Annotated in this window: 10 protein-coding genes; 1 reads left to right on the forward strand and 9 read right to left on the reverse strand. The window is 43.0% G+C overall.

Annotation, left to right across the window (positions count from 1 at the left end; all coding sequences use genetic code 11):
* From C7R92_RS26200 to C7R92_RS26210, 3 genes are all read right to left on the reverse strand, one after another.
* On the reverse strand, positions 1-3,770 hold a 3,770-nt coding region (locus tag C7R92_RS26200; protein WP_106836170.1), incomplete at its 3' end, for a pectate lyase-like adhesive domain-containing protein.
* A 126-nt stretch (positions 3,771-3,896) separates the two neighbouring features.
* On the reverse strand, positions 3,897-7,046 hold the full coding sequence (locus C7R92_RS26205; protein ID WP_106836171.1) for an S-layer homology domain-containing protein: 3,150 nt from the start codon (positions 7,044-7,046) through the stop codon (positions 3,897-3,899).
* Positions 7,047-7,495: 449 nt separating this feature from the next.
* Complete coding sequence (locus C7R92_RS26210; RefSeq protein ID WP_106836172.1) at positions 7,496-8,704, reverse strand: TolC family protein; 1,209 nt, start codon at positions 8,702-8,704, stop codon at positions 7,496-7,498.
* Between the two features lie 272 nt (positions 8,705-8,976).
* On the opposite strand from C7R92_RS26210, the gene C7R92_RS26215 reads away from it, so the two are divergent.
* Entirely contained in the window at positions 8,977-9,636 is a 660-nt protein-coding gene (locus C7R92_RS26215; RefSeq protein WP_069850958.1) for a YigZ family protein, read from the forward strand.
* 77 nt (positions 9,637-9,713) lie between these two features.
* Here the strand turns inward: C7R92_RS26215 and C7R92_RS26220 are convergent, their stop codons facing one another.
* The 6 genes from C7R92_RS26220 to C7R92_RS26245 all read right to left on the reverse strand — a co-directional run bounded on the left by C7R92_RS26220 (position 9,714) and on the right by C7R92_RS26245 (position 18,475).
* Positions 9,714-14,801: an Ig-like domain-containing protein gene (locus C7R92_RS26220; RefSeq protein WP_106836173.1), complete on the reverse strand. Its 5,088-nt coding sequence runs from the start codon at positions 14,799-14,801 to the stop codon at positions 9,714-9,716.
* A 153-nt stretch (positions 14,802-14,954) separates the two neighbouring features.
* Entirely contained in the window at positions 14,955-16,055 is a 1,101-nt protein-coding gene (locus C7R92_RS26225) for a glycosyltransferase family 4 protein (protein WP_106836174.1), read from the reverse strand.
* Between the two features lie 27 nt (positions 16,056-16,082).
* A complete protein-coding gene (locus C7R92_RS26230; RefSeq protein ID WP_017252329.1) occupies positions 16,083-16,820 on the reverse strand; it encodes a WecB/TagA/CpsF family glycosyltransferase in 738 nt (245 codons plus the stop codon).
* Between the two features lie 125 nt (positions 16,821-16,945).
* Complete coding sequence (gene fabZ, locus C7R92_RS26235) at positions 16,946-17,404, reverse strand: 3-hydroxyacyl-ACP dehydratase FabZ (RefSeq protein ID WP_017252330.1); 459 nt, start codon at positions 17,402-17,404, stop codon at positions 16,946-16,948.
* A gap of 163 nt (positions 17,405-17,567) precedes the next feature.
* The gene (locus C7R92_RS26240) at positions 17,568-18,089 is read right to left on the reverse strand and encodes a CDP-alcohol phosphatidyltransferase family protein (RefSeq protein WP_017252331.1); all 522 of its coding nucleotides are present in this window, start codon (positions 18,087-18,089) and stop codon (positions 17,568-17,570) included.
* Between the two features lie 131 nt (positions 18,090-18,220).
* Positions 18,221-18,475, reverse strand: coding sequence for a DNA-directed RNA polymerase subunit beta (locus C7R92_RS26245; RefSeq protein WP_017252332.1), 255 nt, complete (start codon positions 18,473-18,475; stop codon positions 18,221-18,223).
* Positions 18,476-18,487 lie beyond the last annotated feature (12 nt).

The following is an 18,487-nucleotide window of genomic DNA, read 5'->3' on the forward strand; positions in this document are numbered from 1 at the left end:
ACTGCAGGCAGAGCTGCGATTTTGTCATCTACTACTTTTGCTGCTGCTACGTCTGCTGCGTTTCCTTTCAACTCAGCGATCTTTGCTTCTGCAGCTTCCAACGTGCTCAGGTTTTTCACCAAAGCTTTTTGTGCTGTAGTCAGCTTGTCGTAATCTGCACGAGCTGCTTGAACTGCTGCTTCGTCAGTCACTTTCAGATCAGCAACTGCAGGCAGAGCTGCGATTTTGTCATCTACTACTTTTGCTGCTGCTGCATCACCTGTTGGGTTCTGAACACCCTCAGTGATATCTTTACCATCTTTGTCTTTGAAGGAACCGCCGTCTACGATCTTGTTAGTAGCATTGCCTTCAACCAGTACTACACCAGAAGCTTTAGCAGTCAGGTTAGTAACTGCACCCTTGATGGTCAGTTTTGCTGCCTTAGTCGCAGTAACGTTTTCAATAGTACCATCCAAAGTTACATTGCCTGTGGTAGCTACAGTTACTGTACCAACAGTGCCGTTGTTTTTGAACTGGGTACCGTTACCATCTTCAATGGTTACATTTCCAAGCGTACCGTTGTTTATAAATGTGCTGCTCGCAACATCTTTAATTGTTGTAGTACCAGTTACAGTAGCTCCAGCTCCAACAGTGAAGTCAGCGTTTGGTGTATTAACTGTTAGATTTCCAGTGATAGTTCCACCCTTAACTTCCATCTTGCCGCCTTCGTTACTGTTAACAGCTACATTACCTGTAATGCTTTGACCGTTCAAGTCAATATTAACTAGACGATTCACATTCAAGGTAGAAGCAGCAGTAATGTTAGCAGACAGTTTGATTTCACGGATCGAATCATTAGCAATTGCTGCTTTCAACTCATCAAGTGTGGATACACCAGTAGCTGCTTCCCCATAGTTATAAGGCAGTTTCTTTTCACCTGGGTTAGCAAGAGCTTTTCCATCTGCAGCTTGAAGTTCGCTAGAGATGTTAATTACAGTTGTTCTAGGGTCTGTAATAGAACCTTGAGGCAACTTAATAGTGATCGAATCTATTACTTTATCAAAATCATCATAACCAGTAATGTCACCAAAGATTTGTGTACCTTGTGGCAATGCTGCACCGTTCAGAGTGTAGTTAGATGTTTTTAATACGTTTTTGAAATCACCAGTAATTGCAGCTGCCTTGCTGAACTTAACAAACACATAATCGTTCTTATCATCAACAAGATCAGTTAGCAAGTCATCAGCAAAATTACCATCAAAGTCAGCTTTAGCAAATGTTACACGGAAATCAGTGTCTTCAACATTTTTCACGACAGTAAAGTCTTTAGTCGCAGAAGCCGCTGTATTACCTACATCATCAGAGATAGACCGAACTACCAAGGTCCATTCTCCACCAGCAAGTTCTTCTTGTGGAGTCACTCGAATCACTTTTTCTTCGTTATCTACAAATGTTGTAGCAACGACTCCAGGTACTGTCATGCTCTTATCTTTCTTAATAAACTCAGCAGTTGGTACTGGTACTCCAGTATTATTTCCTTGAGCTTGAGAAGGTGTTAGACCTTCAGTATTAGCACCGCTGTTGATTTTCACCGGTTCGGACATTGTTACATCATAAGATGTTCCTTCTGCTGTCTCCGGAGTTTTATCAATTTTGCTGATTGTAGGGCTTGTAACATCAGGGGAAGTCATTGCTCCACCAAGTGCCATGTTAATCTCAGCATTTTTGATACCGTTAGAAGCAGCTGTCACCTTATCTTTATCCAAGTGCAAGCGATAGCTGTCATTGTAGTAGTTCTTCTTAGTAGTTGCAGTATCATAAACTACTGTCCAGTCAGTTTGTACTTCAACCAGGAATTTGTGCTGACCATCTTCACTAATATCAGTAACATCAATAACTGGATTAGTTACATCTTCCCAAACCGATGTATCTGTGTTGTATTTTTGAAGCTTCAAGTTAGTCTCAAGGAAAGCAGCAGCTTGATTAATATCCTTATCAAACGTAACAACGTATTGTTCTGGGGAGTGTACTTCTACAGTAGCTCCAGGTGCACCAGTGTCTACTGGAACTGCGAAATCCAATGTTTGAGTGTTCATCAAGTTTGCTACTTTATCAGTGTTTTGTGCCCAGTCACCAATATTAGCGCCTTGAACTGAATGGGTTCCAGACTGGAAGTATATTTGATTTCCAGCGTTATCGTTACCCAAACTGATTGTTACAACATGGCGTGTATCTTCACCTGTTACTGGGTTGAAGGTACCAACCTTTGCAGTAGCACGTTTTGCAGCTACACCAAACGCATCGCTACCAAGTGGCTTACCATCAATGATCCAGTTCGCAACATTCTCAGAGGTGAGGTTAACAGGCTCAGAGAATGCAATTTTAATGGTCTTCAATCCTTCGCGAGATACGCTCAGCATTGCTGGCTTACGTGCGTCTGTCAGTTTAAAGCCTTTAGTGCTTGGTACTGCAATAGAACCACGCAGGTCAGTAAACTGTACTCGCACGTTTGCATTATCAACCAACGGAGTAGCAGTATCAAGAATCACTTGAAGAGCTTTGTCATTTCCTGCAACAGGAGCAAGACCAACTACTGTAGCAACAGTTCCCTCAGACAGGTCATTCTTCACTGCAGTATTAACTGCAATTGTAGCTTTCTTCGGATCAATTTTTCCTTTGTTCACACCTGTAGCATAAGTGAAGTCTTCTACCTTAACTGCTTTGTTGAAGTAAACTACAACACGATCAGCTTGGAATGCTTCTGCTTCTGACATTAGGGCGCCTGTTGTAGGATCAACACTGTCAGGGTTTGGTGTCAACAGAATGTTTGTATTTTGTTTGAGACCAATCAGGTTCTTATCTTGCGCTTCCACTACAAGAGCAGTAATCTCTGCAGTTCTATCCGAAGTCAAAGATTCAGATGTAAACATAGCAGTAGCTACACCTTTTTGTACGGTTACGCGTTTTTCAGCAAAGTTTCCGAAAGTTGAGGAGAATGCAACTTCGACATCTTGTGCATTTTCCATCAATTTACCTTCAGCATCCAAAAGCTTGAAAGTTACCAAAGTGCTAGAAGCACCATCAGACTTCAGTACAGTTGCCTTAGCTTCCAAAGACGGTTTGTACAGATCTCCTTGAGCAGGTGTTTTGTATTCTGCAGCGAAGTCAGGTTGTACCTCTGCATTTACTTTTACACCGCTAATAGTAACTTTGTAAGAAGTTGAAACCTTAGCGCCAGTTACCGCTAATGTAACAGTTTTCTTGTCCTCGGACAAAGTTGCAGATGCTACAGTCAGCCCTGGGATAGAGAAGTTAGCAGCTGTCACAGCATCCACAGCTTTGTTAAGTTTAATGGTTACTGAAGTGAGGTTAATAGCACTTACAGATTCAACTTTCAGATCGCCAACAGGACCATCAATTGCATCTGGACGTGGGTCGTAAGTTGCACCGTTAGATCCATCGATTTTCGATTGCGTATAAACGCCTTCGAAATCGGATTTTTTCAAATCTCTCTTAATTTTATCGTAATCGTCGCTATTCATGATTTCGGACAAGCTAGCGCCTTTACCAGTTGGGTCAACATAGATAAGGTTCTCAAACTTAGTTTTTTCCAAGTCTTGACCGAATTTTGTGTTACCCGCTTCAGTCAATTTGAAAAGATCTTCAAAAGCGTAGAATCTGTCTACCTCTCCACCAAGGTATACACCTGATTTTGGCAATGCAAAAGCAGATGCAGCCATGCTGGAAACTATTGTAGCAGAAAGAAGAGAAAGAGCTACTTTTTTATTCACGTACTACCCCTCCGTAAGTTTGATAGGAAGTCTATTTTTGTCTGTGAGTATGTAATGAACAACGGAAGAAGTATACTCCTTCCGTTGTTCGACTCACCTAGAAGGTATTACTTGTTAGTTGCAATGTTATTTTTTAAATGTAACATTTGCAGTGTCTTTGTCACCTTTAGCATTAGTAACTGTGACTGTTGCGGAATCTACGTCGAAGCTACCTTGAGTTTGGAAAACAATTTCTTCGCCCTTCACTTCACCGTCGACAGTTTTACCTCCAATGGACAGAACTACAGTTTCAATTTCGGATTTTTTTCCATCGTTGATAGGTACATTTACCTGGTACATGTTAAAGTTACCCAATGGGAACTTCTTACCTGTTACATTGCTAGGGATAGCATCCCACTTGTCTTCACCTGGATCTTTATCAGGTTCTTGTTTCAAGAATGCTTCCGCTTGCTTTTCCCAACCTTCTTTATCTACTTCATCTTCGTCGGAAATGATCAATACATAGTCGTATTTGTTACCGGAAATGTCGGAGCTATCGATAGCAACGATGTAGTCGCCTTTGCTCACGCCGTCTACGCCTTCCAGATCATCGAAGATGTCCATGAATGCAGTGGAAGATTTAGTGTTGATAGTGGATTTTTTATCTTTAGCATCTTTGAGAGTGATGGTGTTGCCATCTACATTAGATACCAGACCCACTTTCATTTTGTCGATGCTAGCATCTTTCCACTCTTTTTCGTCAGCGATCTTAGCGAGCATTTTTTCTTCATCATCTTGGAGGTTGTTGTTAACTACTTCAACAACATCGTCCACAACTACTTCATCGTTAGTATCTAGTTGGAATGCAATGAAATCGCCGCGTTTGATACCACGATCATCTCTCAGATCATCGGAATCTTTGTCAAGTGTGTAGGTTTTTTCTTCTACTTTGTCGCCTTCTTTAGTCAGAACGACAATTGTATCGTCTCCACCGGATTTACCGTAAGACACAACCATACCGTACTTGGAGTCGCCAACCAAACCGCTACCATCAACAACGAAGATTGCTTCAACTTCATCTTTATTTTCGTCAACTGTGTAGTATACAGTCAGATCGTCTTCGTCTGCGATGTTTTTGAACTTCGTAGTTTTAGCGTTTTTCAGTTCAGGAAGTTGTTTGTTTGCGTCTTTGATCTCACCAGTCATGTCGAAGATCGCAGTATCATCATTTACTTCGTAGTCGTCAACCATTTCATCGTCTTCGTCAGCAAGTTTGTTCCAGTCAGCTCCAGAAGAACGAATCAGGTCTGTTTTCAGGATGCGAACTTTGTCTACTTTACCATCTTTGTTAAGTTCAACTTCCAGCAGGACATTGCTGTCGTCTTTCTTAGGTTGGAGAAGGTCTTCCAATTCGCCCGCGTTACCGTTTTTGTCGAAGTTTTTGCCGTTTACGTCATAGATGTCGTCAGCTTTCAAGTCAACTTCGTGTTTCTTGCCTTTTTGAGTCAATACAGTGAATTGATATCTGTTTTTACCATAGTCATGGTAAGCTGCACGAGTAACGATTGCTTTTTGTTTGCGATCGTCGATTGGATCCTTAGTAGTTACGTGACGAACACGACCAGAAGCATCCAGGTACAGTTTTACTGTTTCGCCGTCAAGACCTTTGATCAGATCCCAGTTGGATCCATCAGTATCTTCAACGTCTTTGTTTCCGTTATCGGAGTAAGTAGCACCTTTGTAAACACGGTACGTTTTGTCTCCGACAGTCAGACGGTAGTCGCTGCTGCTACGCATAACAACTTTGTCTACTTTACCTTCTACAATCGTGTCAGTAGCGAAGATCAGGAACTTGTCTTCGTCACCTTCTGGATAGTAAACGCTGTAAACCATGTTTTCTTTCAGATCGCTGAATTTAGCTGGTTTACCATTGAGGAATACGAGGAAGTCTTTACCTTCATCTTTGTTTTCCAGCTCATTGAACTTGTCGTTGTCAATGTTCGTGATCTTTTTCTTTTCAACATCGACTTTGCTGATCACTTCAGAACCATATTTACGACCTTCGTCAGTTTGGTTCATAGTTTGATCGTCGATTACGTGCATGTAAGCAATTTCGTTGTTGTCATCCAGTACAACTTTCACACCAAAAGTGAAGCCATCGCCATCTTTGATGATTTCTTTCAAACCGTCAACTGCATCAGTGTAACGTTTAAAGTTGTAAGTAACAACAGTGTCTTTGTTCAGACGGTAGGATTTCTCACTAGCATCCAGAACCAGTTTCAGATCTTTCAGATCGGAGCTGCTCAGTTCTTTAGTGTCTGTGAAAGTTTTGCCTTTCAGTTGCCATTCGCTCACACGGTCCATGATAACTTCTTCGTCTGTGGAACCTTCCATCCAAACGATTACGTCTTCACGGTCGTCTTTGATCCACACTTGTACGTGTTGACCAGCGAATTCGTTAGAGTTGATACCGTCAGCTACTTTGAAAGTAGTGTTGCCGATACCAGCATCTTTACCATTCAAAGTTACTTCGTTAGCTTTGATTTTGCCCAAACCGATAGCAGGTACGTTTGTTACCAGTGGCAAGTCATCGCCGTCACGGCCAGCTTCTTGAGCCCATTCCATGTCACGAACAGTAACTTTCAGATACTTAGTCAAGAGGTTTTCTTTTGTTACCTCATAAGTAGCTTCAGTACCGTATCCTTTACGCTCCATCAGGTCTACACGAAGAGCGTTGTCGAGCATTTTGAAGATGTCGCCACGAACTGCTGCATTGTTAGGAGAAGTGATGCTTCTAGCAATGTTCAGCTCGGAAGCTTTGGAGATCATGCTGTTAGGCCATACACCTTTAACTGCTGGCTCATAACCCAGTGCACGAACGATCATAGTTACTGCTTCAGCATAAGTAACTTGGTTTTGTGGTTTGAAAGATTTGTCCGGGAAACCTTTTACGATCTCTTCGCCGGAAGCTACGTTTACGAAACCAGCAAACCAATCAGAAGATTTAACATCAGTGTAAGTATTGCTGAATTGTGCCAATTTCGCACCTTGCTCCAGTCCGCGAGCGCGAACGATCAGAGTAGCGAACTCTGCACGAGTGATAGTTTTGTCTACACCGTATTCACCGTTGCCATAACCTGCTACCAGGCCAAGAGCTTCCAGGCGTTTTACGGTTTTTTCCATTTCAGCATCCATTTTAGGAGCTGTAGTTGTTGCTGCTTCTTCTGCTGCGAAAGCCATTGGAGCAACAGTAAGTGCGAGTGCACTAGCCAATACACTGTTAACGACCTTTTTCATAACCTTGTGTTCTCCTCCTCTAGTATAAACAAATTGTTCTTGGGGAATATTTGTTGTTAATCTATCTTTCTTTTTAAAGCCCGAATCCTGCAAGCGCGTGTCACCTCCTTTCGCAGGAAAGCCTCGCTTTTTGTGTTAAAAATCTCTAGTATATTCAGTATTGTGTAAAATGCAACAATCACTAGTGTAACACAACTGCTAGAATTCGTGAATCTTTTTTACACAATTCCCCGTTTTTCGTGTGACATCCTATTAAACGCCTGAGCGAATCAAAAGTTGCGGCGCCTTCGAAAAAAAATTAAAGTTTTTTTCGTGGTTCGTTATTCACCTGTCCATTATGTACGAAGTGACATCCGCCACAATCCGTATTATAGGATACACAGGGCGGGCTGTCACGACTGAACCTTTTTCCAATTCGATTCAAAAGCTTACAAATCTTGTTTTTTGGGCTAGTTACCCAGTGCAGTTTCAAACGCTACAACAGCCAGATTGTAAGTCAGAACAGCTTTTTGGTATTGATTCTCACTTTTAGACAACGCTTCTTCTGATTGGATGACATCCAAAGTTGTTGCGAGTCCATTTTCAAAGCGCAAATTCTTCAGTCGATAGCTCTCCGCAGCGGAATCCTTTGCCGATTTAGAAAAGTCAATCGCTTCTCTTGCTGCATTCAGGTTGAGATAGGCTTCTGTAACATCTTTGGTAACAGCACGCTTTTGCTTTTCGATTTCAAGGTTAGCTTTTTCCACGCCGTTACGAGCCATTTGACCTTGGAGAGTAGATGCGGCTGTAAAATCACTGATCAGTTTAACGTTCAATTCAGCCAGTTTGAGCTCTTCCTGCGCCTGTGTTATTTCATTCCGATTGGAAAGCGCCTTTTCCTCGGCTTCCTTCAGGGTCATTTTAATAGGAGCCGTTTGCTTATTCGACGAGATGTGCTTCCATTCTTTAGTCAAATCGACTCCGAGGAAGTCGTTCAAATTCATACGGGCAATTTCCAAGTTGTTTTCTGCAGTTTTCAATTCTGCTTTTGCGGCTGCTACTCCCATCTCGGCTTCAAGAACATCTGTCTTAGCATTCGTTCCTACATCGAATGCAGCCTTTGCTACCTTGAGCTGTGCTTCTGAACGCGCCAAGCTTTGTTTCTTCAAGTTCAGATCATCTTGAGCAAAAATTAGCTTGTAATAGACATCCTGCGCGCCAAGCTTTGTTTTAGATTCCGCCGATTTTACGTACAGTGCGTTGAGCTTCTTGGCTTGTGCTCCTTTTGCGTTATTATAATATTTTTGTTGTGCTGCTTCCAACGATGCGATCGCATCGCTTGGTAGATCAGAGTTACTCACATAGGTAAGAGATTGGTTAAGGTCTGCATTTTTTGCATCCAGACGTATTTCATTGAGCGCAGCGTTTGTCTTCAAAGCCTGTTCAACGGCTTTTTCCAAAGTCAGCTCTTCTCCTGTAGTAGCCTCAGGAGTAGACTGGCTCCCTGTACCGGTTTGTGTTATTGTTTTATCATTTGATGCTTGTACAGTCGCAGGTGCCTTTGTTTGATCGGAGCCTGTATTCGCAGATGCCGTCAAGCTTCCTGCGCCTAGTGCTGTTGTTAATACTGCCGCCAAACTGATGGACATCCATTTCTTTTTGGAATATGGAAAATTCACTGAATTCCACTCCTTTATTTTATATTGAGCATAAAATTATTAACCACATTAAATATGTGGTTTGTCCCAAGATCACTATATCACAGAGTTATACTTCTCACACGCAAAATTATGCCATACCAGCATTTTCATAAGGGAATCATAGATAGCTCCTCCCTTTCCTTTTTTATTCCAGAAGCACCACATAGAGTACTACGATTATGTGTCAAAAACATTTCAGTGTTCGCCAACATTTCTTTTGCATGCTATCCTTTTCTTGAGGTGATTGTACGATGCTTACGCAATACAAAACTATCGCTGGCTACGGTGAGGACTATATCGTTATTGAACGCTCCCGTTTTATCGGATATGCCAAGCGGGTTACAACCGAAGAAGAAGCGACAGCGTTTATCGCAATGATTAAAAAGAAGCACTGGGATGCTACCCATAACTGTTCCGCTTTTGTCATTGGCGAAAACGATCAAATTCAGCGATCAAGTGATGACGGGGAGCCCAGCGGTACAGCTGGCAAACCGATTCTCGAGTGTATTAAGAAAAACGGTGTTAAGGATACGGTCGTCGTCGTCACCCGCTATTTCGGCGGAATCAAGCTTGGGGCTGGCGGACTCGTTCGGGCTTACACAGCAGGAACGGTTACTGCACTTAAGGCTGCGAAGATCGTGGTGCATACCCTGCATCAAACGATTTCTGTCAGCGTCGACTACACGTGGTGGGGCAAGGTAGAGAACGAACTACGTCTAGGCGAACATCGCGTGAGTGGTACGGATTTCACAGACAAGGTTACCGCGCATGTATTGATTCCTGAGGGCGAACAGGATGAGTTCGTCGCGCGAATGGTCGATTTGACGAATGGACAAGCTCAGATCGTGCTCGGAGAAAAGGAATATGTGGAGGTTCCGGTCGACGCGGTTGGAGATGTGGAAGAAGAGTAATTTCTCAACGAAAAAAGCTGAAGAGGCGGATGTCCTCTTCAGCTTTTCTTCTATTATATATAGCGAAATATATTCACTTACTGCTTAGGCAGTTTTTTGAGTTGGACCATGATACGAATTGTAATCATCGCCATTTCAGCACGTGTGAGGTCTCCTTTTGGTTCAAAGCTATAAGTTGGCTTTTTAACCGTTGGATCGTTGACCTCCCCATTCATAATTTTTGCTTTAGATACTGCCAATACAGCTGGTGCTGCATAGTGCCCTACTTGTTGACTATCCGTGTACATCTTCCCAAGTGCAATAATAGCTGCCTGTGGTGTCCCCAATTTTAAGTTTAGAGCACGAGCAACCATAATCGCTGCTTCTTCGCGTGTCAATGAATCATCCGGGTAGAAAGCACGAGGATCTTTACCACGGATAATACCAGCACGTGCTGCTGTTTCAATGTACTTATACTGATAGTTCCAATCATCATCACTAGGTCTTACGTCAGTAAAGGTCGGCTCTGCCGGATCATTTTCTCTACTGTCTGTATACGGACCATCGTTGATCGGCAGATCGAATGCTTTTACGATCATTGTCGCAAATTCGCCTCGCGTGATCTTCAATTCTGTACCGAATCCACTTCCTGGCGCATCAGCCATAATTCCCTTTGCGTATAGTGTCTCAATAGCATCACGTGCGAATGGATGTGTGATGACATCAGAGAACGTCTCACGCGTCTTCATTACCATGTAATAACCAAAGCCTTTGAAAGGAACTGTTACTGTCTTTTTGGAGGTGTTAACTACGCCCCCCAGATTGATCCATTCATCGCCGTTATTATAGAACACAGTAATAATATTGTTTGCTGCATTTACAATGGAACTATCATACTTAATACTTACTGTTCCTACCTTACTCGGAACTAGGTTATTTTTCCATCGTTTGATGAAAGGCTCCATATCAGCATTATTCACAGTCCCATCAAAATATGGGTCTCGACCGCCTGGCGCCCTGTCTTCATCTCCGTCTCCAGCTCCAGGCTCAGAGTTACCTGCGTCAACGTAATAGAGCGGGCTTGCGTAATTGAAATCTGATGAAATACTCAATAGGTCTTCCATGTCCTCTTTAATTCCATCATCATCCAAATTTATTCGACCATTCGTACGATCTGCCATCCCGAAGTAGAGTGGAACATCTGTGAAGATATCAGTTGCAGGCGCGTTGATTTCAGAGCCTGTACGATTATCAGAAGGTGCTAACAACACTGTTCCTTTCGGGAATTTAAGCTCAAATGATTTTTCAAAAACACTAAACGCTAATTTCTTGCCTAATACGTCTCTGCTTTCCGCACCACCGACTGCTGAGTTCGTATTGTAGATTTTCACTTCGTCTTTGTAGCTATTGCTTCCGAACTCTACTGTGTACTTAATTGTGTTCAAGCCTGGTTTCAATGCTACGTTCGCTTCAAACACATAATAAGATTCAGGAATTAATTTTCCTGTTTCCTCATCGTATTCAAAATCTGGATCCTTGGTATTGTACGCTACTGCCTCTGTTTTCCCAATCATTACTTTTGTTGCTTTTTCCGCAAAAATTCGTAATGGGACAGAGTTGGTGTTCACCGTAATGTACTGCGCATTGGCCAGTTTCTTTGGAGAAACAACTGTCCATGCTTGCGTATCTTGATCAATGCTTATTGTTTGACGAGTTACGATAGATCCTTGTGTTACTTCAATTTCGTAATTGGTTGATCCACCTTTTGAAAGAGTCATGGGGAAAAGCTTTAATCTGTCTTCCAGGTCTTCTGCAGAGAGCCCCATATCCCCATCCAGTTCGCCAATTAACTCTTCTCCGTATTCATCCGAATCCATTTCGGCAGTGAATTTGAAAGTATTAGATGTATCTCTTGCTCTAGAAAAGGTAGTACTATCAAAAATTGTTCCAAGGTCTGATGTATTTCCCTTAATGGCTGCATCACGAGCCTTACGGTAATCAGCATCATTGTCTAAGAAGTCCCAATCACCTGATTCATCCGTCAGCTTGTACTTCGCGATAACTTTTCCATCTTTTCTTACACTTACCACAGCATCTCTTTCTACATTCTCAATATCAAAAGTAAATTGGCGTAAGAAATAAGATGAAGTTTTGAACGCTTTATCAGTAGATTTTTTCTCCAACTCAACATCTTTATCTTTGCCTTGTACAACTTTCAGCTTTACATTTTGGATTTTTGGTGTCTTCTCTGTGTTGTAGAAAATATTATAGGTGAACTTTACATTTGGCTCATCCTTCAGTTCAAAGACGAGTGAGTTGTTTCCTTGATTTAAATTCCATGACGCCCCATTAATGAACAAGTTTTTATCGATGGTGAAGTGCACAGCACCATCGCTGGTCCCACCAACTCGGTACCAGAGAGGTATCTTGTTATCATTTAATGTAATTGTCATGTTGTTGTTATTTAGTTTGTAATTGTACAGCTTCCCTCTAAATACGTCACCATCTACCACGAAATTGGATGGTCTCTGATCAGGAATTTCTAGCGTGCTATCAATAACCTTCTCCACATTTGACGTGGTGTAGTAAAGCAGCAGTGACGGTACTACTTCAGGACTTAATCTGAATGAAATAACTTTGTCATCATCCGTAGTTGTTGTCCCGTTATTATAGACCACTTTCACATTCGTCTCATTTGCTGGAAACTTGATGAATTCAATATCAATGTTTCCAGAATAAGCATCTAAAATATAATCCTTCCCCTGCTCCAACTTTATTTGATTGTTATTAAAATAAACCTCAAAATTCGCGGGGACTCCCATATTATTTGTTTCTAATCGAAGCTTCACTGGAAGAACATTAATCAGGTTTATACTTCCATCGGTCTTAATTTCTGGTTGTGCAGTCGGGCTGGAAATATTTAATACCTTTCCGAATCGTGGTTCTGCTGAACTTTTATAAATAAATTGGTAAGGATAGTTCGCAACTGTCGCATCGGAAATAAAATCTGGGATCGATGGATCATTACTTTGTCTACTTGTTGGATACTTTAATTTTATTTCATAAGTCTTACTTGTTTTAAGTGCACTCTGAGGTATCTCACCCGTTACTTTAAACAGCTTGTATTCGGACGAAAGTGGCACATTTGTAACAGGTGTTAACTTAACATTGTTCGCTTTTACATCTACAGGTGCGTTTGTATCTAGCTGATCAAATGTTAGTGACACCCCGGCTGGTGTGACTACCTGGGTTAAACCATCACTGACATTACCTGCGCTATCCGTTGCCGTCACAGAGATGATGTCTCCGACTTTTACTGGAGAAATGTTAACTGTAAAGTTTCCGTTTGCATCTGCTGTACCACTTCCAAGCTGCAACGATCCTAAAGTTACATTAACTGTCGATCTGGCTTCTGCAACACCCGTAACCTTTGTGTCTGTATTAAGTATGGTATTTACGGAATTTACTGCAGGTTTTGTCGTGTCTGAAGAGGTTACTTTAACTGTGGTAGAAGGTCCTCTATTATTTGCTGTATCAGTAGCGAAAACGGTGAGTGTATCTCCCGCGGAGACTCCCAGGGCAACAGAAAAATTGCCACCGGTAGCCGTAGCAGTTCCAAGTACGTCTCCACCTTTCATAACTGTAACGATTGAATCCGCCTCTGCCGTTCCTTTAATGCTTGTATCATTATCTTTAACCGGATTTACAACAGGGGCATCGGGTGGAGTTTCATCCGGTGATGCCGGACTTGTTACAACGACTGTTGTAGCCGTACTCTCGTTACCTGTTTTATCAGTTGCAGTTATTGTAATAGAAGTACCAATAGCCTGCAATGCGATTGAAGGAACGGTAAACCTCGAATCAGCTCCTGTCACAGCAATACCCAAAACAGTTGAACCACTTCTCACAGTAATCTTGGAGCCTGCTTCTGCTGTCCCTGTCACAGTAGTATCTTTGTCATCAATTGGATTCACAATCGGTTTATCTGGCGAAGATTGGTCCTTTTCTACAGTCATTGCCGTTGATGTACTTTCATTATTCGAGCTATCTTTTGACGTTACATGAAGGACTACACCAGTCGACTGTAAATCTATGGCCACTTCGAAAGAACCGTCATCCTTCGCAACTGCTGATCCGATAACATTTTGAGCCTTCGTAACAGTAACTGTACTTTTCGCTTCAGCAATACCAGTTACTTTATCTGTAAGCATATGATAAATCGGATTAACACTTGGATTATGAGGGGCAGTCGTATCGATTAAGGAAGCAGCTGGAATACTCACCCCGTTTTGCAACTTAACCAATAAATCCCCAGCAATTGTATACTCACTATCTCCACCCGATTCAATCAACTCGTTCACAGCAGGAGGTGCTTGATTTATATTGGTTACTTTCCCGTTGTGATCTTCAATCATCGTAACATTATAGAACTGGTCCGAACCTCCCTGTGCATTACTCCTCGGAATGACCAGAACATTACGGTTAATTAAACCCACTTCTTTATTCTTGCTAAACGCTCGGATATCCAGCTTGTTCAAACCAATCTGCACATCCACATCAACAGAAAACGTTCCCGAGTTACTTGTTGTGTCGCTAAAATTTTGCCCATTGGTCTGGTTGTGAACTATGACATTATCGGCATTCACAGCTTTACCAGAAAGCGCTAATCTAAGTTGACGATTAGATGACGAGGTAACTTCCACAATCGTCGGGTCAGATTCAAACATAACAGAATTCAATTTCAGGTTAGAAAATAACGGTGTATTGTTGTACTGTACATAAATGACTGGCAAGTAAGTAGTGGCGTCTCCACTTTTGACTTCAAACTTAATCTGGTTTACGCCCGGAGACAATTCAATATCTCTAAAGGTAAACGTTCTTGTTACCGAATCGATATACGGCTTGATACTGCTTGTATCATTCGGTTCAGTACCATTCAATGTTGATACACGATATCGCAAGTCTTCGCCTACAATTGCATTGTAAGTACCCTGAATCGTGATCTTCGGAGAATAGGAGATATGCGGGCTTGTTGCTGTTGTCTTATCGCTGATACCAATAAATGAAATCCCGCCTCCTGCAGCTTGAGCAACCCCAGCCCCTAAAGGCAGGAGTGTAGTAACTAATAAAACCAAAGACAGGACAGCTGATATCCATGATGTTCTCCCAAATCTGGTATTAGGCACTCATTTCACCTCTTCTTAAAATTATGGCTTATTCCACTACTCATCTTTTCTTTTATCGGAAAAACATCGACGGAATTTAAGTATTATCTGTAGATATCTGACAAATTACCAAGTAAAAAAAAAACCTACATCATCTGATGCAGGGTTTCGCTGTTAATTCGTCCGACGCTGTTGTTCGGCTTGCTTAATTTTGATCCGTCTATACGTATTAATCAACGGACGGTGGCGTCGGCTAACGAGTCCAACGATCTCCGTTCCAAGATGAATGACGATCACCAACGCAACCATGACGATAATCGTGGTCCACTTCGTCGTCTTCGTCAGCAGGATGGCCATCATCCCGAAGAAAATGCTGATCGAGTAAATCGTGAGTACAGTTGAACGATGGGACAGACCCATGTTCAGCAAACAGTGATGCAAATGCCCTTTGTCTGGGCTCGAAATCGGCTTTTTGTTCACGATTCTGCGCACGATGGCGAAGAACGTATCCCAGAGCGGTACACCGAGCACAACGATGGGGATAATAAAGGAAACGAACAACGCTTCTTTAAAGCCCATGATCGACAGAGCAGCTAGGTTGAAGCCCAAGAAAAGCGAACCAGTGTCGCCCATGAACAGACGGGCCGGATGAAAGTTAAAGTAGAGAAAACCCAGGATCGCTCCGAGGAGCACGAAACAGTAGGTCGCTACCTTGTAATCGTCCATCAACAAGGCCATAACGCCCATTGTCCCTGCAGCAATTGCTGACACACCGGCCGACAGCCCATCGAGACCGTCAATCAAGTTCACCGCGTTCGTTACACCGACAATCCAAAACATCGTGATCGGAATTGCGAGCCAGAAGAGCCAGCCACTGCTGAAATCAATGCTTCCACTATACGGCAGATTCACGACACCGATCTTCAAACCAAAAGGAATGACGACAATCGCTGTTGCGACTAGCTGTCCGAGCAGCTTCCACTTCGGCGAGAGCTGGTATTTGTCATCAAGCATACCGACGACCATCACGATCGTGCTTCCGATGAAAATTCCCAACATTTCCGATAGGCTTGTATACGGGACAAATAGGAAGAACGCAACCAGATATCCGATATAAATAGCCAAGCCACCCATACGTGGCATGATTCTCGTGTGTACCTTGCGCTGGTTCGGGGCATCCACTGCTCCTACTTTTACAGCCAAGTTTTTTACATACGGTGTTGCAATAAACGATATGATCAGCGAAGTCAGAAATCCGAGGATTAGTGTAGACATCGACTGTTCTCCTCTCTACGGATGCATCTAGGAACGGCTACTCCATTTTTCTTTCAGTACGGTTAGAACAAACCGAGGAATAGCCAGTTGACGCTTCCAGCGAGAAGGCTCGGAAGCAAGTCGATAAAACCATTCCAAATGCAGTTTTTGCCAAATCTCAGGAGCGCGCTTCACTTTCCCGGAAATGACGTCAAAGCTTCCGCCTACCCCCATCATCAGGGAGGCATTTAACTGATCGCGATACTTCGCCATCCATTCATCTTGTCTGGGCGCACCCAGTGCGACGAACAGGAGCTGCGGTTTCGCTTCGGCAATTTCTTGTACAATTTGAGTTTCTTCCTCTGGACGAAAATAGCCATCCCGACATCCGACGATTCGGGCGTTCGGATAACGAGCACTCAGTTTGTCTTTTGCCAAATGAATGACATCCGGCTTGGCGCCAAGTAAATACACGCCCCACTGATGTTGATCGGCTTTGGCCATGAGCGCTTCCAGCAGTTCCACACCCGTAACGCGCTCATAAATCGGCTGATTCGTCCATTTAGCAGCGTACACGATCCCAATTCCATCTGGAACGACATAGGCTTGTTCTACAATAGAACGGAAAGCGCGATTCTCCCTCGCTACCATGACGATTTCCGGATTGGCAGTCACCACGTGGGTCTTTTGACCGTTTTGTATACGCTCTGTTATATGATCGATAGTCTCACGGAAGCCGCGAGTCGTAAATGGCACATCTAATATCGTTGCGACCTGTTTGGTCATTTCTTCACCTTCAAGTGCTTGTTATTCAATCAATGTTTAAAAAGACGACTTTTTAAACTACCTTATTCATGCATGGAGACGCCCATTAGCCATTCTACCCGAAAAGAAAGGCACATTCAAGATGATCATGAATGTGCCTTATTTCCTGCCGTTAGGGCAAACATCAATCCACCCTCTGCTACTACTTTCCCATTTACCAATGCTTTTCCATGCCCTTTGCCGACGGTACCACGCACACGAGTAAGCTCAACCTCAAGTACCAGCGTATCTCCCGGCTTCACCTGATCTTTGAAACGGAATTCATCAATCCCTGCAAACAGTCCGATTTTTCCTTGATGTTCCTCCATGCTGAGCATCGCTACTGCCCCAACCTGTGCCAATGCTTCCACAATAAGGACACCAGGCATGACTGGATAACCAGGAAAATGGCCTTGGAAAAACGGTTCATTAACCGTGACATTTTTAATTCCAACTGCTCTTTTTCCTAACTCCAGCTCTTCGATTTTATCTATCAGCAAAAACGGGTAACGATGCGGGATGATTTCCTGAATTTGCATAATATCCAAAGGCGCTTTGATTTCCATTATGTATCGCTCCATTTCCATACTTAACTAGACTTGTCTATGCATGAATACCCTTTGACCAACGAAACAATATACATAACTCCCGCCCCAGTTGAACTGACAAGCGGGGTTAAGATAAAAGGGGCACTTCCTCCCAAAAAGCGGGAAGTGCTCTTTTTCACCCTTACACGCGGTTCAATAGTCGAGCCTTTGCCAGATAAATCGCGCTCGCAATAAATGAGAACGCTATAACAGACCAAAGTATCGCTTCACTGTACTCATAGCGATACATTACCAGCGGAATGACAACATACAAAAGGACAGTTGTCAGCTTGCCGTAGGCGTTTGCCGGGACGGTTTTTTTCCCACGGAAGTGGTAAACAGCTCCTGTTACTATCATTGCCAGATCGCGCACAAAGAAAAACAGGGCAGCCCATATACTGATTCGATCTGTCAAAAATAATGAGGCGATGACCGCCAGCATCATTAATTTATCTGCCAGAGGATCTAACATCATTCCGATGGTGGTCACAAGCTTATGCTTCCGCGCGATGTACCCATCCGCAATATCGGTCACTCCCGCCAAAATCAAAATGCCTAAAGCGATTTCAACATGATACGGAAACACCGAAAAAAAGACATACAGGTACAAAGGGATGAGCACGATGCGAAAGATCGTAAGCAAATTAGGAAGATTCACGGACATCCCTCCGTATTCAAATCGTCACTTCCTTTTTCAACCACTCGCCCTATTATACTCTGTGGACAAACACCACAACAAGTCCTCGAAAAAATAGGAGCCCCAACCATAGGGTTCGGGCTTGTCCAGCTTCGTTTTTACGTATCTTCAAACATTAAATCCCACATATGTTTGTAGGTTCCCAGATCGAATACGTCAGACATTGGCTGCTTTCCAACCCCACCGTATCCGATCATCAGACCGATGACCAGTGAGAAAAACAGCAGGAGTGGGACCAGCACCATCTTGGCAACTCTCAGCCGCCAATTTTTGCCGCTCCGTTCCCGCTCTTTTCCTTTTGACTTAACCTCTTCGGTCTGACGCGGGAAACGTTTGCTCTTCCCTTGTTCCATGCTCCTCTCCTC

The sequence above is a fragment of the Brevibacillus porteri genome (assembly GCF_003013475.1).
In the GTDB taxonomy this organism is placed as follows: domain Bacteria; phylum Bacillota; class Bacilli; order Brevibacillales; family Brevibacillaceae; genus Brevibacillus; species Brevibacillus porteri.